Origin of the sequence: Kitasatospora sp. NPDC089797 (genome assembly GCF_040684795.1) — a bacterium.
Classification (GTDB): Bacteria; Actinomycetota; Actinomycetes; order Streptomycetales; family Streptomycetaceae; genus Kitasatospora.
This window is the reverse complement of record NZ_JBFBGS010000010.1, coordinates 42,697-61,373: the sequence shown is the minus strand read 5'-3', so window position 1 is coordinate 61,373 and position 18,677 is coordinate 42,697. Positions and strand designations below refer to the sequence as shown.

Genomic DNA, 18,677 nt, shown 5'->3' with positions numbered 1-18,677 from the left:
GCTGCGCCGCCCGCCGGGGAAGCCCGCCCCTGCTAGAGCTGCTCCGCCGCCGGTTGGACGACTGCCGGTTGGCCGGCCGCCGCCCGGGCCGGCGCGGGCTGGGCCGGTGCCGGCTGCGCGGCCGCGGTGCGCTCGGCGGCCTCCCGGGCCGCTTCGAGCGCCGTGAACACGGCCTGGCCGGCCTCGTTGCGGCGCCGCAGGTGGGCGACCACGGTGTTGATGACGGCGATCAGCGGGACGGCGACCACCGCGCCGCCGATGCCGCCGATGATGCCGCCGGCCGCGACCCCGAGGACGACGCCGAGCGGGTGGACCCGGACGGCACGGCCGAGGATGAGCGGCTGGAGGATGTGGCTCTCCACCTGCATCACCGCGATCAGCACGACCAGCACCATCAGCGCGGTCCACGGCCCCTGGGTGACCAGGGCGATCAGGACCGCCACCGTTCCGGTGACCAGGGCCCCGACCAGCGGGACGAACGCGCCCAGGAAGATGATCACGGCCAGCGGCATCGCCAGCGGCACCCCGAGCAGGTCGATGCCGACGCCGATGCAGACCGCGTCGATGAAGGCCACGCAGACGGTGCCGCGCACGTACGCGGTGAGCGTGGTCCAGGCCTTCGGGCCGGCCCCGGCCATCGCGAAGCGGGACTGCCGGGGCAGGCCGCGCAGCGCCCAGTTCCAGATCTTCGCGCCGTCGTAGAGGAAGAAGAAGGTGGTGAAGAAGGTCATCAGCAGCGCGGTCAGGATCTCGACGGCGATCTGCGCACCGGTGATCGAGGCCGAGGTGATCTGGTCGGTGTTGGTGGTGATGGCCTTGGTGATCTGGTTGGCGAAGTCGGTGATCTGCTGCTGGGTCAGGTGGAACGGCCCGGTGATCAGCCAGTCCCGCAGCTGGTTGACGCCGGTCTTCACCTGGTTGGTGACGTCGGGCAGGTTGGTGGACACCTGCCAGACCACGAACCAGCCGACCAGCCCGATCCCGGCCAGCCCGCTGAGGAACACCCCGCCGGCGGCGAGCGAGCGCGGCACCCCGCGCCGGCGCAGCCAGGAGACCGAGGGCTCCAGCAGCGCGGTGATCAGCAGCGAGGCCAGGACCGAGAAGGCGACCAGGCGCAGCATGTCGACGACGTAGAAGAGGACGTAGAGCGCGGCCCCGAGCAGCAGCAGCCGCCAGGTCGACTCGGCGGCCACCCGCAGGCCCCAGGGCACCGCCTCGGCGGGGGTGGCCGGCCGACCGGGGTGGTACTCCCGGCCGAGTCCGGTGGCCGCGGCCGGTGCGGGCGCCGCGGGCGCGGGCGCCGGGGTCTCGACGGCGGTCCCGACGGCGGTCGCGGTGCTCGGCGCCGCCGAAGGGGCCGGAGCAGCGGTGGGTGCGGGGTCGACGCGCGGCACCGGGACCGGGCCGGGCGCGTCCGCGAGGGCGGGACCGGGGAGCTCGTTCGGGTCGGCCGCCATCGCGGCGCGTCGGCGCCGTTCGATCACGGCGGCCGCGCTCGCCACCACGGCCATGCCCTTGGCCACGGCCTTGAAGGCCTTTCCGCCCCGCGCCATCCTCACGACCACCGTTTCCCTGCCGGATCCGCCGAGTCCGGCGGTACGCCGTGGGTCCCGCCACGGCCGTCAGGGATGACGCTACCCGCCGGGGGCGGGGCGAGTCCGCCCGCCGGGGGTGTTTCGACGCGACGGCTTCGTTCCACGAACCGGGACAAAACGCCAGCATTGCGGTGGTTTCGTCCGGATTCCGCCGGGGAGGAGTCCGAACGGGACCACGAGTCGTCCCCTGCGGACCACTCGTCCCGATCGTCCCCGTGAAGCCAACTGTCGGCGGACCGGCCGGCGCGGGAGGCAACCAGGACCCCTTCCCGTGCCCCGCGTCCGCACCGGGACCGCACCGCCCGCGGGCGCACTGGTCAGCGCCGCCCGGGCGGCGCGGCCCGCCCGGCGACCGCCGGAGCACGCCTGGAGAACGCTGTTGGAGAACGCCACGGCCCCCGGCTCCCGTCCAACGGGACGGGAGCCGGGGGCCGTGCGAGGAGTCGCCGCCCGGGGGCGGCGGGTCCTCCTAGTACCAGCTGTGGGCCTGCCAGAACGACCAGGCGCCGCAGGGGCTGCCGTAGCGGCTGTTCATGTAGCCGAGACCCCACTTGATCTGGGTCGCCGGGTTGGTGCGCCAGTCGGCACCGGCCGAGGCCATCTTGGAGCCGGGCAGTGCCTGGACCAGACCGTAGGCGCCGGAGCCGCTGTTGGTCGCGGTGTAGTCCCAGCCGCTCTCGCGCTTCACGATCTGGCTGAAGCACTGGAACTGGGCGTCGTTGCCGACGATCTGCCGGGCCATGTCCTGGATGGAGCCGGGGCTGACCGAGACCGGCGGCGCGCTGTTGTCGACCGCGGACATCGCCGAACGCGCCTTGGAGCGGTTGGCGGCGGCGGCGTCGGCGGCGCGCTGGTCGGCGGCGGCCTTGGCGGCCTTGTCCGCGTCGGCCTTCGCCTGGGCGTCGGCCTTGGCCTGGGCGTCCGCGGCGGCCTTCTGGCGCGCGGCCTCCTCGGCGGCCTTCTGCTCGGCGGCGGCCTTGGCGGCGGCGTCGGCGGAAGCCTGCTGGGCGGATGCCTGTTGCCCGATGTTGTCACTGGCGGTCTGTGCCTGGGCGCCTGAGGGGACTTCGGCGAGCAGGGTCGCGCCGGCGACGTCGACCGTCTGCGTGGTCTTGCCCTCGCTGCCCGAGGCCACACCCACGACGGCACCGACAGCGGTGACGGCGGTGGCGGAGGCCACAGCAACTCCCCGGACCGAGATCCGAGTCACATGGTTTCCTTCCAGCATCGCCCACGCGTGACCGTGCGGACGCAACATGCCCCTTGGCACGGACCTCCGTAAGTGCTCTGGTCACGGGAGGTGCTGGCCCGGCGTCCGGTCGGGTTGAGGCGACCGGGCGTTGGAATCGGGCGGCGTACGGCTCATCGGTCTTCAATTGTGCGTCCACCGACCGGAGTTGGCGGACCATCCGGGGCCGGACTTCCGTACTCCGGAAGCCCTGCCGCGCCGTACGCGGGGCCTGACAGAACCCTCACCATGCCGCACCGGGCACTGTCGACGCAATTCCCGCCTGCGTGGCGCATGTCACATTCACCGTGCGGGAGTTCCCCGGACAGAAAGCACTCGATGTGATGAAAGGGACGGGGCCTGCCCCGTCAGGAGCAGGCCCCGCGCCGCGAGTTGACCCTATTGTCCGACTATGCCCCGATCAGGGGCAGTTCACGGGTGGATGTCCTCCAGCATCTCCGTGACCAGCGCCGCGATCGGCGAACGCTCCGAGCGGGTGAGCGTGATGTGGGCGAAGAGCGGGTGCCCCTTCAACTTCTCCACCACCGCCACCACGCCGTCGTACCGGCCGACCCTGAGGTTGTCCCGCTGCGCCACGTCGTGGGTGAGCACCACCCGCGAGCCCTGGCCGATCCGGGACAGCACCGTCAGCAGGACGTTGCGCTCCAGCGACTGGGCCTCGTCCACGATCACGAAGGCGTCGTGCAGCGAGCGGCCCCGGATGTGGGTCAGCGGCAGGACCTCCAGCATCCCGCGGGCGATGACCTCCTCGATCACGTCCGGGGTGGTGACCGCCGAGAGGGTGTCGAAGACCGCCTGCGCCCAGGGGCCCATCTTCTCCGCCTCGGAGCCCGGCAGGTAGCCGAGTTCCTGGCCGCCGACCGCGTAGAGCGGCCGGAAGACCATCACCTTGCGGTGCTGCCTCCGCTCCAGCACCGCCTCCAGACCCGCGCACAGCGCCAGCGCCGACTTGCCGGTGCCGGCCCGACCGCCCATCGAGACGATCCCGATGTCCGGGTCGAGCAGCAGGTCCAGCGCCACCCGCTGCTCGGCGCTGCGGCCGCGCAACCCGAACGCCTCGCGCTCGCCGCGCACCAGCCGGACCCGCCCGTCGCCGGTCACCCGGCCGAGCGCCCGGCCGCGCTCCGAGGTGAGCACCAGTCCGGTGTGCACCGGCAGCTCCTCGACCCCCTCGATGTCCACCGCCGCGTCGTGCCCGGCCGCGAACAGCGCGTCGACCTGGTCCGCCGCGACGTGCACCTCGGACATGCCCGTCCAGCCGGAGGTGATCGCCAGCTCGGCCCGGTACTCCTCGGCGAGCAGGCCCACCGAGCTGGCCTTGATCCGCAGCGGGAGGTCCTTGGAGACGACGGTGACGTCGTAGCCCTCGGCCTGGAGGTTGCGGGCGACCGCCAGGATCCGGGTGTCCGCCTCGCCGCCGCCCGCCCGGTAGCCGGCCGGCAGTATCGAGACGTCCGAGTGGTTGAGCTCGACCCGGATCGTGCCGCCCAGCTCGCCGACCGGGATCGGCTCGTCGAGCCGGCCGTGGCGGATGCGGTAGTCGTCGAGCAGGCGCAGCGCCTGGCGGGCGAAGTAGCCCAGCTCGGGATGGTGGCGCTTGGCCTCCAGCTCGGTGACGACCACCACCGGGAGGACGACCTCGTGCTCCTCGAAGCGGCTCATGGCGAGCGGGTCCGCCAGGAGCACGCTGGTGTCGAGAACGTACGTGCGCCGGTCTGGTGTCCGGCGGCTCTTGGAACTGACCACTAGGCCTCCAGAGCGGATGACCCTGCGTCATCCGCGGCATGCCGGCCCCCGCTGCCCCGGTGGCCTCGGGGCCGGACTGCCTGGAGTATTCCCAGGCGGGGGGCGGTGCATTCGCGCCCCCGGCGAACTGACGGATCATTGCCGGTGAACGTTTGGCCTCGCGCGGAGCCCGGGTAGGCCAGCCCTACGGCGGTCATTCCACCCGAATGCGCGCCCGGGGGCCCACCCGAATGCCCGTCGGGAGCTGCCCGGACGCGGTCGGGGAGGGGTCGGAAGAGGCCGGGGAGGCGCCCGGGAGGGCGCCCCGGGTCAGAGGCCGAGCCGCCGGTTCCGCTGTTCGAAGGCGCGCAGCGCACGCAGGAAGTCGACCTTGCGGAAGGCCGGCCAGTACGCCTCGCAGAAGTAGAACTCGCTGTGGGCGCTCTGCCAGAGCAGGAATCCGGACAGCCGCTGCTCGCCCGAGGTGCGGATGATCAGGTCCGGGTCGGGCTGGTTCGCGGTGTAGAGGTGCTCGGAGATGTGCTCGACGGTCAGGATCTCGGCCAGTTCCTCGATCGCGGTGCCGCGCCCGGCGTGCTCCTGGAGAAGCGAGCGGACGGCGTCGGCGATCTCGTGCCGGCCACCGTAGCCGACCGCGACGTTGACGGTGATCCCGTCGATCCCGGCGGTCTCCTCGGCGGCGCGCTTGAGCACGTCGGCGGTGTGCTGCGGGAGCAGGTCCAGCGCGCCGACCGGGTTGACCCGCCAGCGGCGGGCGGCGGCCAGGCCGGTGACGGCGTCCTCGATGATGCCGAGCAGCGGGACCAGCTCGTCGGCCGGGCGGTCGAGGTTGTCGGTGGAGAGCATCCACAGGGTGACGACCTTGACGTGGGTCTCGTCGCACCAGCCGAGGAACTCGGAGATCTTGTCGGCGCCGCGCTGGTGGCCGTACGCGGTGGAGCCGCCGGCGGCCTTGGCCCAGCGGCGGTTGCCGTCCAGGATCACGCCGATGTGGTGCGGGGTGCGCGCCAGGTGGACCTCGACCCGGCGGCCGTACAGCCGGTACATCCCGCCCAGCAGAGTGCGCAGCCCCGGCGTCCGTTCGGCGACATCGCGCAGACCCATGTTTCCCGGCCCCTCCGTGCTCGTTCGGGCTGGTGCGGCACCGCCCCGGCGCAGCCTACTCCCGCGTCCGGGTGCACGGTAAAGCCGCAGGTAGCGGTCTGGTCACGGTCCTGTACGGAGTCTGTCCCGACGGGCGTGTCCGGGCCCCCGGGGCGGCCTCCCTGTCGTGGACACGGAACGGTCTCCGGTTCCTTAAGGGAGCCGTAAACCGGTCCACCGATGCTTGACGTCCGGCAATGGTCTAGTCCAGCTTTTGACCCGGGGCGGAACGAAGTCGGAACCGCCCCGTGAGTCACCTGCGGACCCCTCCCCCACACGCGGCCGCCGCGCCCCCCACCGCGGCGGCCGCTCCTTCCCCAGGAGCGTCACCCCCATGGCCCGTACGCCGAACCAGCCCGCGCACAAGCGCCGGCGCAGCCCCCTCCCGGCCCTCGCGGCCGGTGCCACCGCCCTCGCCCTGGCCGGCGGCGGTCTCGCCCTCTTCGCCGGCGGCGCCAGCGCGGCGGACGGCAACCTGGTCACCAACGGCGGTTTCGAGAGCGGACTGGGCGGCTGGTCCTGCACCGGCGGCGCGGCCGCGGTGTCCACTCCGGTGCACTCCGGCAGCGGCGCGCTCCAGGCCACGCCGGGCGCGGGCGACACCGCCGAGTGCACCCAGACCGTCAGCGTGCTGCCCAACACCAGCTATTCGCTGAGCGCCTGGGTGCAGGGCCCGTACGTCTACCTCGGGGCCCGCGGCACCGGCGGCACCGACCCGTCCACCTGGTCGAACCAGACCACCTGGAACCAGCTGTCCAGCACCTTCACCACCGGGGCGAACACCACCAGCGTCACGGTCTACCTGCACGGCTGGTACGGGCAGGGCGCCTACCTCGCGGACGACGTCGCGCTGGTCGGCCCGGGCGGCGGCTCCACCCCCTCGCCGACCGCGACCCCCACCTCCACCCCGAGCCCGACGGCCACGGCCAGCCCGTCCCCGACGGTCACCCCCACCGCCACCCCCACGGCGACGCCCACCCAGACGCCGACCTCCACCCCGACCCCCACGGCCACCCCGACCGGCACCCCCACCGGCACCCCGCCGGCCACCGGCCTGCCCGCGCACGCGCTCACCGGCTACTGGCAGAACTTCGACAACGGCTCCACCCCGCAGCGCCTGAGCGACGTCCAGAACGCGTACGACATCATCGCGGTCTCCTTCGCCGACGCCGTGCCGACCCAGACCGGCGCGATCAGCTTCACCCTGGACCCGGGCCTGTCCAAGGCGCTCGGCGGTTACACCGACGCCCAGTTCCGCGCCGACATCAAGGCCAAGCAGGCGGCCGGCAAGAAGGTCGTCCTCTCCATCGGCGGCCAGAACGGCGCGATCAGCGTCGGCGACGCCACCGCCGGCGCGAACTTCGCCAACAGCGCCGCCGCGATCCTCAAGGACTACGGCTTCGACGGCATCGACGTCGACCTGGAGAACGGCGTCCAGGCCGGGCCGCTCGGCAACGCGCTGCACGCCCTCCAGGCCAAGGTCGGCCCCGGCTTCGTGCTCACCATGGCGCCCGAGACGATCGGGATGTACAGCACCTCCGGCGCCTACTTCCAGCTGGCGCTGAACACCAAGGACATCCTGACCGTCGTCAACACCCAGTTCTACAACTCGGGCGGCATGAACGGCTGCGACGGCAAGGTCTACAACCAGGGCACGATCGACTTCATCACCTCGCAGGTCTGCACCCACATCCAGGGCGGCCTGCGGCCCGACCAGGTCGGCATCGGCGTCCCCGCCTCCGGCAAGGCGGCGGGCGGCGGCTACGTCGACCCGTCGGTGGTGAACAACGCGCTCAACTGCCTGGCCACCGGCAACAACTGCGGCAGCTTCGTGCCGCCGGCCAAGTGGCCCACCATTCGCGGTGCGATGACCTGGTCGACCAACTGGGACGCCAACAACGGCAACGCGTTCTCCAACACCGTGGGCCCGTTCGTCCACAAGATGTCCTAGAGCCGCAACTCCCCTCGGCGCGCGGCTCCTTGAGGGTGGGGCCCGCGCGCCGACGGCGGGGCCCGTCGTACCGGTGCCGGTACGACGGGCCCCTTCCGCGTCAGCGGGCCAGCACCGCGGCGAGGGCGCCGAGCAGCAGGAACGGGCCGACCGGCACCTCGAGCCCGCGCCACGGGCGGCGGCGGACCAGCAGGGCGACGACCCGCAGGGTGCCCCACAGCCCGGCCAGCACCACCGCGGCGACCAGGCCGCCGATCGCGACCCACCAGCCGTACCAGCCCAGCAGCCCGCCCAGGACCAGCCCGAGCGGGGAGTCGCCGGGCCCCAACACCCCGACCTGGACGGCCACTTCGAGCACCGCCCCGACCGCCAGTGCGACCAGCAGGCAGCGCAGCAGCACCCCCGGACGCCCCTCGGCCAGCGCCGCCGCCGTCAGCAGCACGGCCACCCCGGCCAGCAACGGCCCGGTCAGCCGGTAGGGCAGCCGGCGCACCCGGGCGTCGGTGAAGCCGAGCGCCACCCCGAGCGCGCCCGCCCAGCCGAGCGCCGCCGCCGACGACCCGTCCGCCGCGTACGCCACCCCGACCGCGACCGCCGCCGCGACCGCCTCCACCGTCCCCGCGCCGGCGCCCAGCCGCGCCCGGCAGCCCGGGCAGCGGCCGTTCGGCGGCAGCAGCAGTCCGACCGCCCGGCCGCACAACGGGCAGGCCCCGCAGCGGGGTTCGCCCTCAGGCACGGCGAAGCGGGCGATCAGTCCGCGCAGCAGCGGAGCCAGCAGGAGCCCGACCAGCACGGCCCCGGTCACGACCGCCACCACCGGCCCACCCCCTCCTCGTCGACGCACCGGGCCCCATCTTCCCGTCCGGGGCCGGGCGACGGTGTGCCGTCCGTCTCGTTCCGCACGGAAATCCGGACGAGGAATCGACGGCCTTCCTCGCATACATGAGCATTCCGGACATTCGGCCATCGGTTTGGAAGGCCTTTCGATGCCACCGCCTGTTGATCCAAGGGGGCCCCGAGGAGCCCGGCGAGCCGTCTCCCGGCACACCCCGCGCGGGGCCCCGGCGTGCCCCTAAAGTAGGCAGGCATGCAGGTCATCCAGTCCAGCAAGCTCGCCAACGTCTGCTACGACATCCGCGGCCCGGTGCTCGACGAGGCGATGCGGCTGGAGGAACAGGGCCACCGCATCCTCAAGCTCAACACCGGCAACCCCGCCGTCTTCGGCTTCGAGGCGCCCCCGGAGATCCTCCAGGACATCCTGCGCAACCTCGCGAACGCGCACGGGTACGGCGACTCCAAGGGCCTGCTCTCGGCCCGCCGCGCGGTGGTCATGCACTACGAGGACCGCGGGCTGCACGGGCTCTCCGTCGACGACGTCTTCCTCGGCAACGGCGTCTCCGAACTGATCCAACTCGCCATGACCGCGCTGCTGGACGACGGCGACGAGGTGCTCGTCCCGGCGCCGGACTACCCGCTGTGGACCGCCTCGGTCTCGCTGGCCGGCGGCACCGCGGTGCACTACCGCTGCGACGAGCAGTCCGAGTGGTACCCGGACCTCGCCGACATCGAGGCCAGGGTCACCGACCGGACCAGGGCCATCGTGGTGATCAACCCGAACAACCCGACCGGCGCGGTCTACCCGCGCGAAGTGCTGGAGGGGATCGCCGAGATCGCCCGCCGGCACCAGCTGGTGATCTACGCGGACGAGATCTACGACAAGATCCTCTACGACGACGCCGAGCACGTCCCGCTGGCCACCCTGGCCCCGGACCTCTTCTGCGTCACCTTCAACGGACTGTCCAAGGCGTACCGGGTCGCGGGATTCCGCTCCGGCTGGATGGTGCTCTCCGGCGACCGCCAGCGCGCCCGCAGCTACGTCGAGGGCCTGACCGTGCTCGCCTCGATGCGGCTGTGCGCCAACATGCCGGCCCAGCACGCGGTGGCCGCCGCGCTCGGCGGCCGACAGTCGATCAAGGACCTGCTGCTGCCCGGCGGCCGGCTGCTCGCCTCCCGCGACGCCGCGTACGAGCTGCTCAACGCGATCCCCGGGGTCAGCTGCGTCAAGCCGAAGGGCGCGCTGTACGCCTTCCCCCGGCTGGACCCGAAGGTCTACAAGATCAAGGACGACGCCCAGATGGTGCTGGACCTGCTGCGCTCCCAGCGGATCCTGCTGGTCCAGGGCACCGGCTTCAACTGGCCCGAGCCGGACCACTTCCGGCTGGTCACGCTGCCCCGGCCGGAGGAGATCACCGACGCGGTGACCAGGATCGGCGACTTCCTCAGCGGCTACACCCAGCCTTGACCTCTCCTTTAGCCGGACGCCTCCGACCGCGGCGTAGGATTCCCGCGCGTCGGCGGCCCGGGTACCTCTCCGGGTTGTAGGGGGGACGGGCCGATCGGCGGTGTGCCGTGTGGGCCCGGTCCGACGCGGACACCGGGACGCCGCTGCGCCCGGAGGGCTCCGCTCCCCTGCCTTCGATCATCCGCAAGGGACCGGTCCGCCTTGATCCTCCGTACCCCGCTCTCGCGCGCCCGCGCCGCCGTGGCCGTCGCCGGTACCGCCGTCGCGCTGGCCGCCGCCCTGCCGGCCACCCCGGCCGCCGCCTACTCCGGGGGCTTCCGCACCCCGTCGTCGAGCACCCTGGTCAACGCCAACTCCGGGAAGTGCCTGGAGATCGCCGACTGGCGCACCGACAACGGCGCCCCCGCCCGCCAGTGGGACTGCACCGGCGGCGCCAACCAGCGCTGGGACTACCGGCATGCCAACGGCATCATGATGCTGGTCAACGACTACTCCGGGAAGTGCCTGGAGATCGCCGACTGGCGCACCGACGACGGCGCCCCCGCCCGCCAGTGGGACTGCACCGGCGGCTGGAACCAGGGCTGGCTCTACTCCGGCCAGATCGGCTCGAACAAGGAGCTGGGCCTCTCCAACCTCAACTCCGCGGCCCTGCTGGAGATCGCCGACTGGCGCACCGACGACGGCGCCCCCGCCCGCCAGTGGCACTCGTCCACCGTGGGCGTCTGCCAGGGCAACAAGGCGTGGATCACCGACATCACGCTCATCTGAGCCCTGCTCCCGGCAACACTACGGCCGGAGTCCCGGCCCGGGTGGTCTCCTTGGTCGGGGAAAGACCACCCGGCGGAACTCCGGCCGTCCTGTCACTCGGTCGGCACGCCGTTCGTGCGGCGCGCCGACCTCTCGCTCGGCTGAGGCTCAGGCTCAGCCGAGGCGCGCGACGAGGCTCCGGTACTCGTCCCACAGCTCCTTCGGGGTGTGGTCGCCGAACAGCTCCAGGTGGGCCGGCACCAGCGCGGCCTCCTGGCGCCAGATGTCGGCGTCCACGGTGAAGAGCAGGCCGAGGTCCTCCTCGGACAGCTTCAGGTCGCCCAGGTCGAAGCCCTCGACCGTCGGCAGCACGCCGATCGGGGTCTCGACGCCCTCGGCGGTGCCCTCCAGGCGCTCGACGATCCACTTGAGCACGCGGCTGTTCTCGCCGTAGCCGGGCCAGACGAACGCGCCCTCGGCGTTCTTCCGGAACCAGTTGACGTAGTAGATCTTCGGCAGCTTGGCGGCGTCCGCCTGGGCGCCGACCTTCAGCCAGTGGGCGAAGTAGTCGCCCATGTTGTAGCCGCAGAACGGCAGCATCGCGAACGGGTCGCGGCGCAGCTCGCCCACCGTGCCCTCGGCGGCGGCGGTCTTCTCGGAGGCGATGTTGGCGCCCAGGAAGACGCCGTGCTGCCAGTCGAAGGACTCGGTGACCAGCGGGACGGCGGTGGCACGGCGGCCGCCGAACAGGATCGCCGAGATCGGCACGCCCGCCTGGTCCTCCCACTCCGGGGCGATGGTCGGGCACTGCGCGGCCGGGACGGCGAAGCGGGCGTTCGGGTGGGCGGCCGGGGTACCGGACTCGGGGGTCCAGTCGTTGCCGCGCCAGTCGGTGAGGTGCGCCGGGGGCTCCTCGGTGAGGCCCTCCCACCACACGTCGCCGTCGTCGGTCAGGGCGACGTTGGTGAAGACGGTGTTGCCCCAGAGGGTGTCGATGGCGTTGGCGTTGGTGTCCACGCCGGTGCCGGGGGCGACGCCGAAGAAGCCGGCCTCGGGGTTGATCGCGTAGAGGCGGCCGTCGTTCTTGTTGAACCGCATCCAGGCGATGTCGTCGCCGATGGTCTCGACCTTCCAGCCCGGGATGGTCGGCTGGAGCATGGCCAGGTTGGTCTTGCCGCAGGCCGACGGGAAGGCGGCCGCGACGTACTTCACCTCACCGGACGGCGGGGTGAGCTTCAGGATCAGCATGTGCTCGGCCAGCCAGCCCTCGTCCCGGGCCATGGTCGAGGCGATGCGCAGTGCGTAGCACTTCTTGCCGAGCAGGGCGTTGCCGCCGTAGCCCGAGCCGAAGGACCAGATCTCCCGGGTCTCCGGGAAGTGCGAGATGTACTTGGTGCTGTTGCACGGCCACGGCACGTCCGCCTGGCCCGCGGCCAGCGGGGCGCCGACGGTGTGCACGGCCTTGACGAAGTCCCCGTCCTCACCGAGCTGGTCGAGCACGGCCCGACCCATCCGGGTCATCACGCGCATCGACACCGCGACGTAGGCGGAGTCGGTGATCTCGACGCCGTACGCGGCCAGCGGGGAGCCGACCGGGCCCATCGAGAAGGGCACGACGTACATCGTGCGGCCCTTCATCGCACCGCGGAACAGGCCCTGCTCGCCGCGGAAGACCTCCCGCATCTCGGCGGGGGCCTTCCAGTGGTTGGTCGGGCCGGCGTCCTTCTCCTGCTCGGAGCAGATGAAGGTGCGGTCCTCGACGCGCGCCACGTCCGAGGGGTCCGAGGCGGCGTAGTAGGAGTTGGGGCGCTTCTCCTCGTTCAGCTTCCTGAAGGTGCCCTGAGCCACCAGCAGGTCCGCGAGGCGCTGGTACTCCTCGTCGGAACCGTCGCACCACTCGATGCGGTCCGGCTGGGTGAGCTCGGCGATCTCGCTCACCCAAGCGAGCAGCTGCTTGTGGCGGGTGGGCGCGGATGCGCTGAGAGCAGAGATCTCGTACGACACGATCGCTCCGTTTCACGCCATCCCGGCGGGGAGATGGCGTTGCGGGGGTCTGAGGGTGCTTGCAGCGTAGCTCCGGGTTCTGGCCCTCAACGCGGCGCTGCGGCGAAATTGACGCATCTTTTACTACACTAAGTATGATTACTGGCCAGTAGCCAGCCATCTGCCTCCAAGCCGGAGTGCGCGGCGCCACACTTCAATTGCTCCAAAACGTCCAAGAGTGATGAGCGCCACTTCCTTACGCGCTAGTAACCTACGCTTCCGTAGGTAGCGGGTAGCATGCTGCCCATGACTGCTGCTGCGCTCGCGGAGAGCACTGGGGAGGGCCCGGCCGAGCACCGGGAGGACAAGCCGAAGTGGCGCGGCTGGCTGCACGCCGGGATGTTCCCCGCCACCGTCGCCGCCGGGATCGTGCTGATCTGCCTGGCCGACTCCACGCCGGCCAGGATCGCCTGCGCGATCTACTCGGTCAGCGCCTGGCTGCTGTTCGGCGTCAGCGCGGTGTACCACCGCTTCGACTGGGGCCCGCGCGGGGACGCGATCCTCCGGCGGCTGGACCACGCGAACATCTTCCTGATCATCGCGGGCACCTACACGCCGTTCACGATCCTGCTGCTCAAGGGCGCCGACCAGCAGATACTGCTCTGGGTCGCCTGGGGCGGGGCGCTCGCCGGCATAGCGTTCCGGGTGTTCTGGGTCGGCGCGCCGCGCTGGCTGTACACCCCCGTGTACATCGCGCTGGGCTGGGCCGCCGCGTTCTTCCTGCCGGACTTCCTGCGCACCGGCGGGGTCGCCGTGCTGGTGCTGATGATCGTCGGCGGGGTGCTCTACAGCATCGGCGGCGTGGTGTACGGGCTCAAGCGGCCCAACCCCTCACCGCGCTGGTTCGGCTTCCACGAGGTGTTCCACGCCTTCACCCTCGGCGCCTTCATCGTGCAGTACGTCGGCGTCTCACTGGTGGCGTACAGCGCGGCCGGCTGAACCCGGCGCACCCCGGCGGGCGGCCGTCCGGTCCACGGACCGGGCGGTCGCCCGTTCGGCCGTCCAGGGCCGCTCGTGCCCGGCCCGGCCCTGCGGGCGGCGCGGGTGCGACGCGTGGTCGGCGGCGGACTCGGCCGACTGGTCCGGCGACGGGTCCGCCGCCGGGATCGACGGCGATCCGGGCAGCAGCCCCGACGGCGCCTCGGCCGACGACGCGGCGGAGGGCACGGCCGACGGCTGCGACAGCGGCGCGGGCCGCGCGGAGCGCGCCGTCCGCGCCTGCCGGGCGTCCAGCGCCTCGCGGGCCCGACGGCAGCGCTCGCAGTGGGCGGCGTCCGGAGTGCCCCGCCGCGGCCGGTGCCCGGCCGGGGAGGCCCGGTGGTGCAGGGCCCGCCAGCGCCGGCCGACGTACACCATGACCAGCAGCGTCTCGACCCCGGCGACCGCGAGCACCAGCGGCGCGCCGTTGATCAGATAGGCCGCGACCACGGCCAGCGCGGAAACCACCACCACGACCGCACCCCACACCTGGGCGCTCGCCTGGCTGTCGTCACTGTCGGCCACTTCGGATCCCCTTTCCCGGCGCCGGGCTCGTGGTCGGCTCCTGCCGCCCCACCCCTTCTCCGCTCTCGGCACGCGTCCGGTCAGCACTGACCGATTGCCACATGCTATCTACCGTCCGTCACCCGGGAGCGCACCGAGGCGGCGAACGACAGATCAACGTTGCGTCAATTCCTTGTGCGGAAGCAGCACTTCCAGGACACATCACGGAGCGTGACGGGGTGATCGCCGGATTTTCGGATTGACGACCGACAGATTTTGAGAGTTACTGTCATTTGACAGCATCTTCCATCAGGGGGCTCTGGAGGTCGCCATGCCCGCCGCACCCACCCCTTCCGCCGCACCCGCCGTCGAGGCCGCGGACCCGCGCCGTTGGCTCGCCCTGGTCGCCGTCGCCCTGAGCGTCCTGGTGATCAGCTTCGACATGACGATCCTCAACGTCGCCCTGCCCACCCTGGCCTCGCAGCTCCGGGCCGACACCGGCCAGCAGCAGTGGATCGTCGACGCCTACACCGTGGTCTTCGCCGCCGTGATGCTCCCGGCCGGCCTGCTCGGCGACCGCTACGGCCGCCGGCGCACCCTCACCGCCGGGCTCGCCCTGTTCGGACTCGCCTCCGCCGTCGGGATGCTCACCGACTCCCCCGGCACCCTGATCGCCGCCCGCGCCGCGATGGGCCTGGCCGGCGCCCTCGTCATGCCGATGTCGCTCGCCGTGATCCCCGGGCTCTTCCCCACCGCCGAACGGCGCCGGGCCACCGCCGTCCTCACCGCCGCGATCGCCGGCGGCGCCCCGCTCGGGCCGCTGATCGGCGGTCTCCTGCTCCAGCACTTCTGGTGGGGCTCGGTCTTCGCCGTCAACGTCCCGCTGGCCGCCGTCGGCATCGTCGCCTGCGTCCTGCTGCTGCCCGAGAGCCGCAACCCGGCCGCGCCCCGGATGGACCTGCCCGGCACCGCGCTCGCCGCCGCCGGACTGGGCGCACTCACCTACGGCATCATCGAGGGCGCCGACCGGGGCTGGACCGACCCCCTGGTGCTCGGCACCCTGATCGGCTCGGTGCTCGCCCTGACCGCCCTGGTCCGGCGCAGCCACCGCCGACCCGACCCGATGCTCGACCTCGCCCTGCTCGCCGACCGGACCTTCCGCTGGTCCTCCGTCGCCGCCACCCTGATCTCGCTCGTCCTGTTCGGTGCCTTCTTCGTCCTGCCGCTCTACTTCCAGAGCGTGCTCGGCACCGACGCCCTCGGCTCCGGGCTGCGGCTGATGCCGATGATGCTCGGCCTGCTGGTCGCCGCCCGGCTCACCGAGCGGCTGGTCGACCGGATCGGCACCCGCACGGCGGTCTCCCTCGGCCTGGCCCTGCTCGGCGCCGCCCTGCTCTTCGGCAGCCGCACCGGTCCGGCCGACGGGTACGGACGGGCCGCGATCTGGCTCACCGTGGTGGGCTTCGGCATGGGCCTGGCGCTGATCACCGCGCAGTCGGCCGCCCTGATCACCCTGCCGCCCGCCCGGGCCGGGGTCGGCTCCGGACTGCTCCAGACCCTGCGGCAGGTCGGCGGCGCGATCGGGATCGCCGCCTTCGGCAGCCTGCTCGCCGGCGCGTACCGGGGCGCCCTGGACACCGGCACGCTGCCCGCCGCGGCCGCGCACCTGGCCGGGAAGTCGGTGGTCGCCGCCGACGCCGTCGCCCGGGAGACCGGTCGACCCGCGCTCAGCGCCGCCGCGCACGCGGCGTACGTGCACGGCATGACGGTGGTACTGCTGGCCGCCGGGCTGGTCGCGGTGGTCTCGGCGGTGCTGGTCGCGGCCCGGATGCCCGACGCGTCCGGCGACCACCCGGCCGGTCCCCCCGCCGGCTCCCCCGCCGGTTCGACGGGGGAGCCGGCAGACGGTTCCGCCGGAGGCCCCCCGGCCGACCGGCCCGAACCCGCGGCCAGCGGAGATCACCGATAATCGAGAACATGAACGCCTCGCAGCCGACCGCGGCCCTCCCGGACGCCCCGACCAACCCGGTCCAGGCGCTGCTGGAGGCGCCGCTGTCGCTGCGCGAGCGCAAGAAGCTGAAGACCCGCCAGACCGTCCGCCGCGAGGCCTACCGGCTGTTCTCCGAACAGGGCTACGAGAACACCACGGTGGAGCAGATCGCCGCTGCCGCCGAGGTCTCCCCCTCCACCTTCTTCCGGTACTTCGCCACCAAGGAGGACCTGGTCCTCACCGACGAGTACGACCCGGCGATCCTCGCCGCCCTGCTGGAGCGCCCCGCCGACGAGCCCTTCCTGCAGTCCTGCCGGACGGTGCTGATCGGGCTGATCCACCAGTTGCTCGAACACGAGCGGCGGGAGATGGTCACCCGGATGCGGCTGATCACCGAGGTCCCCGCGCTGCGCGCCGGACTGAGCCGCAGCGGCAGCAGCCCGCACGAGCTCTTCCTCACCGCCCTCACCCGGCGGGCCGGCGTCACGGAACCGACCTACGACATGCGGGTCACCGCCGCCACCCTCGGCGCCGCCGCCACCGAGGCGGTACTGCAGTGGGCGGCGGGCGGCGGTCGGGAGGACATCGCGGAGCTGGTCGACCGCACCTACGCGCTGCTGGAGAGCGGCTTCGCCGGGGTGTGACCGAAGTACGGCCGGGGACGGCGGCGGGGTCGGGAACGGTGTCCGGGCCGGTGCCGGAGACGGGGTGCGGCCGGAGACCGGGCACGGGTGAGGGGCCCGGCCGGGGTGAGCCGGGCCCCCGCGGTGCGCTGCCCGTCAGCCGGCGCTCCGCCGGCGCCGCAGCACCGCCCCCGCGCCGACCAGCGCGGTGGCGCCGAGCGCCGCGGCCGCCGTCACGGCCGGCAGCGTCGAACCGTCGCCGGTCGCGGGCTGCTGGGCGGCCGCGTCCACCGCGTAGCCGCCGCCCTTGCCCTCCCGGTCGTACGCCGAGCCGGGCAGCTTGTCCCCGTACCGCTGGTGCACCAGCTTCTGGTACCCGGCCAGCGACACCCCGCCCGCGCCGACCGAACGCCGGGCCTCGTCGTCCAGCGGCAGCACCCGGCCGTCGCGCAGCACGTACCAGGCGTTGACCTGCGGCTCCCGGAAGGCCGTACCGCCACCGGTGCCGGCCGCCTTCGCCGCGTAGTCGCTCTCGTCGCCCCCGGAGGCGATGTTGACGACCCGCCAGGAGTCGCCCTGGCGGACCGTCCAGACCGAGGCGCTCTGCCCGTCCGCGGCGACCACCTTGCTCGCCGTGAACTCGGCCTTGGCCACCGGCGCGCCCGGGGTGCCGGCCACGAAACCGGCGTCCAGCGTGTAGACCGGCACGGTGTCCCCGGCCAGCCGGGGTGCCGCGTCGCCCGCAGCCTTCGCCTCCTCGGCGGCGCCGATGGTCAGCTGCTGGGTCGGCGGGACGCCCTTGCGGGCGAAGAAGTGGCCCACCTTGTCGAGCACCGACGGGTCCTGGACCGCGCTGCGGGCCTGGGCCAGTTCGGTGGCGGGCACCGGCTCGGGGGCGCCCGGTGCGGGCTGGATGTCGGCCTGCGCGGCCGGGGCGAGCGCCAGCGCGAGGCCGGCGGCGAGCAGGGCGGTGACGGCGGCCCGACGGGTCCTACGGAGCTCGGTCATGGTCGTCCTCACGCGCCGATCCGGTACAGGGAGTGGGTCCAGGAGAACGTGTCGTTGTTCACGTAGTACCAGTAGTCCGCCCAGTTGTAGCGGTAGTTGGACGGCCACGGGTCGCCCCAGTAGACCCAGTTGTTGCCGGTGTCGTAGCCGTACAGGACGTGCATGTGACCGCCGCCCGAGCTCCACTGGATGCGCGTCTCGACCGGCCGGTTGGCGTCCACCTCGGCCTGCACGGTGCTGTAGCGCAGGTAGCCGGTGACGTACGAGCCCGGGGTGATGCCGACCCAGCCGAGCCCGTTCTGCACGTCCGCCAGCGAGGCCTGGCTGTTCGGGCAGTTGGAGTCGATCGAGCGGCCGAACGCGGCGTTGCAGAACTGGTTCTGGCTGTAGTTGTAGCCGAACCAGGTGGCGATGGTGTTCCCGCTCGCCGCCCAGCACCAGTTGGTCTGCTGTTGCTGCTGCATGGTGATGTTGAGCTTCTTGAAGGTGCCGGCCAGGTCGGCCGTACTGCCGGGCGCGGCCGCCTGGCGGACCTGGACGTGGCGCCCCTGGACGCCGGTGGCGGCCGACGCGGGTGTCGACACGGCGGCGGTCAGCGCCGGGGCCAGGACACCCAGGGCCAGCAGCGAGACCGCGCGGCGCAGCCGGCCGCGGGTCCGTATCCGTGGAACTGGCATGGGGGAATGCCTCCTTGCACGAGTGGAGCGAGGTGCTGTGTGGGGGGCGCGGTCCGGATCGCGCCCCGAGCATCGCGCCCTTGACGAAGTCTGGTCAACGGCCCCGGACCGGGCCCGGCCC

The 18,677-nt window shown here is 72.7% G+C and carries 15 protein-coding genes; 6 read left to right on the top strand and 9 right to left on the bottom strand.

The window, feature by feature from the left end:
- Nucleotides 1–32: 32 nt before the first annotated feature.
- The 4 genes from AB0O91_RS10195 to AB0O91_RS10180 all read right to left on the bottom strand — a co-directional run bounded on the left by AB0O91_RS10195 (nucleotide 33) and on the right by AB0O91_RS10180 (nucleotide 5,637).
- Nucleotides 33–1,553: an AI-2E family transporter gene (locus AB0O91_RS10195; protein WP_363430127.1), complete on the bottom strand. Its 1,521-nt coding sequence runs from the start codon at nucleotides 1,551–1,553 to the stop codon at nucleotides 33–35.
- Nucleotides 1,554–2,064: 511 nt separating this feature from the next.
- A complete protein-coding gene (locus AB0O91_RS10190; RefSeq protein ID WP_363429913.1) occupies nucleotides 2,065–2,823 on the bottom strand; it encodes a lytic transglycosylase domain-containing protein in 759 nt (252 codons plus the stop codon).
- 432 nt (nucleotides 2,824–3,255) lie between these two features.
- The gene (locus AB0O91_RS10185) at nucleotides 3,256–4,590 is read right to left on the bottom strand and encodes a PhoH family protein (RefSeq protein WP_363429911.1); all 1,335 of its coding nucleotides are present in this window, start codon (nucleotides 4,588–4,590) and stop codon (nucleotides 3,256–3,258) included.
- 309 nt (nucleotides 4,591–4,899) lie between these two features.
- Nucleotides 4,900–5,637, bottom strand: coding sequence for an isoprenyl transferase (locus AB0O91_RS10180; protein ID WP_363430125.1), 738 nt, complete (start codon nucleotides 5,635–5,637; stop codon nucleotides 4,900–4,902).
- A gap of 430 nt (nucleotides 5,638–6,067) precedes the next feature.
- Between AB0O91_RS10180 and AB0O91_RS10175 the strand changes: the two genes are divergently transcribed.
- Nucleotides 6,068–7,684, top strand: coding sequence for a glycosyl hydrolase family 18 protein (locus AB0O91_RS10175; RefSeq protein WP_363429909.1), 1,617 nt, complete (start codon nucleotides 6,068–6,070; stop codon nucleotides 7,682–7,684).
- Nucleotides 7,685–7,784: 100 nt separating this feature from the next.
- Here the strand turns inward: AB0O91_RS10175 and AB0O91_RS10170 are convergent, their stop codons facing one another.
- Nucleotides 7,785–8,501 carry a prepilin peptidase gene (locus AB0O91_RS10170; RefSeq protein WP_363429907.1) on the bottom strand — a complete coding sequence of 239 codons (717 nt, stop codon included), beginning with the start codon at nucleotides 8,499–8,501 and terminating at the stop codon, nucleotides 7,785–7,787.
- Between the two features lie 270 nt (nucleotides 8,502–8,771).
- Here AB0O91_RS10170 and AB0O91_RS10165 point away from each other — a divergent pair, with 270 nt between their 5' ends.
- Nucleotides 8,772–9,986, top strand: coding sequence for a pyridoxal phosphate-dependent aminotransferase (locus tag AB0O91_RS10165; protein ID WP_363429905.1), 1,215 nt, complete (start codon nucleotides 8,772–8,774; stop codon nucleotides 9,984–9,986).
- 201 nt (nucleotides 9,987–10,187) lie between these two features.
- The gene (locus AB0O91_RS10160; protein WP_363429903.1) at nucleotides 10,188–10,754 is read left to right on the top strand and encodes an RICIN domain-containing protein; all 567 of its coding nucleotides are present in this window, start codon (nucleotides 10,188–10,190) and stop codon (nucleotides 10,752–10,754) included.
- Between the two features lie 153 nt (nucleotides 10,755–10,907).
- On the opposite strand, the gene AB0O91_RS10155 is transcribed toward AB0O91_RS10160, so the two are convergent.
- The gene (locus tag AB0O91_RS10155) at nucleotides 10,908–12,737 is read right to left on the bottom strand and encodes a phosphoenolpyruvate carboxykinase (GTP) (RefSeq protein WP_363429901.1); all 1,830 of its coding nucleotides are present in this window, start codon (nucleotides 12,735–12,737) and stop codon (nucleotides 10,908–10,910) included.
- A 285-nt stretch (nucleotides 12,738–13,022) separates the two neighbouring features.
- Between AB0O91_RS10155 and AB0O91_RS10150 the strand changes: the two genes are divergently transcribed.
- The gene (locus AB0O91_RS10150; RefSeq protein ID WP_363429899.1) at nucleotides 13,023–13,715 is read left to right on the top strand and encodes a hemolysin III family protein; all 693 of its coding nucleotides are present in this window, start codon (nucleotides 13,023–13,025) and stop codon (nucleotides 13,713–13,715) included.
- Here AB0O91_RS10150 and AB0O91_RS10145 read toward each other — a convergent pair.
- Nucleotides 13,686–14,279, bottom strand: coding sequence for a hypothetical protein (locus tag AB0O91_RS10145; RefSeq protein WP_363429897.1), 594 nt, complete (start codon nucleotides 14,277–14,279; stop codon nucleotides 13,686–13,688). The two genes, AB0O91_RS10150 and AB0O91_RS10145, sit on opposite strands and share 30 nt — an antisense overlap.
- A 310-nt stretch (nucleotides 14,280–14,589) precedes the next feature.
- Between AB0O91_RS10145 and AB0O91_RS10140 the strand changes: the two genes are divergently transcribed.
- Both AB0O91_RS10140 and AB0O91_RS10135 read left to right on the top strand, forming a co-directional pair.
- Entirely contained in the window at nucleotides 14,590–16,227 is a 1,638-nt protein-coding gene (locus tag AB0O91_RS10140) for an MFS transporter (RefSeq protein WP_363429895.1), read from the top strand.
- Nucleotides 16,228–16,235: 8 nt separating this feature from the next.
- The gene (locus AB0O91_RS10135; RefSeq protein WP_363429893.1) at nucleotides 16,236–16,892 is read left to right on the top strand and encodes a TetR family transcriptional regulator; all 657 of its coding nucleotides are present in this window, start codon (nucleotides 16,236–16,238) and stop codon (nucleotides 16,890–16,892) included.
- A 135-nt stretch (nucleotides 16,893–17,027) separates the two neighbouring features.
- Here AB0O91_RS10135 and AB0O91_RS10130 read toward each other — a convergent pair whose 3' ends face one another.
- Nucleotides 17,028–17,879: a hypothetical protein gene (locus AB0O91_RS10130; protein ID WP_363429891.1), complete on the bottom strand. Its 852-nt coding sequence runs from the start codon at nucleotides 17,877–17,879 to the stop codon at nucleotides 17,028–17,030.
- Between the two features lie 8 nt (nucleotides 17,880–17,887).
- On the bottom strand, nucleotides 17,888–18,556 hold the full coding sequence (locus tag AB0O91_RS10125) for a papain-like cysteine protease family protein (protein ID WP_363429889.1): 669 nt from the start codon (nucleotides 18,554–18,556) through the stop codon (nucleotides 17,888–17,890).
- Nucleotides 18,557–18,677: the final 121 nt, after the last annotated feature.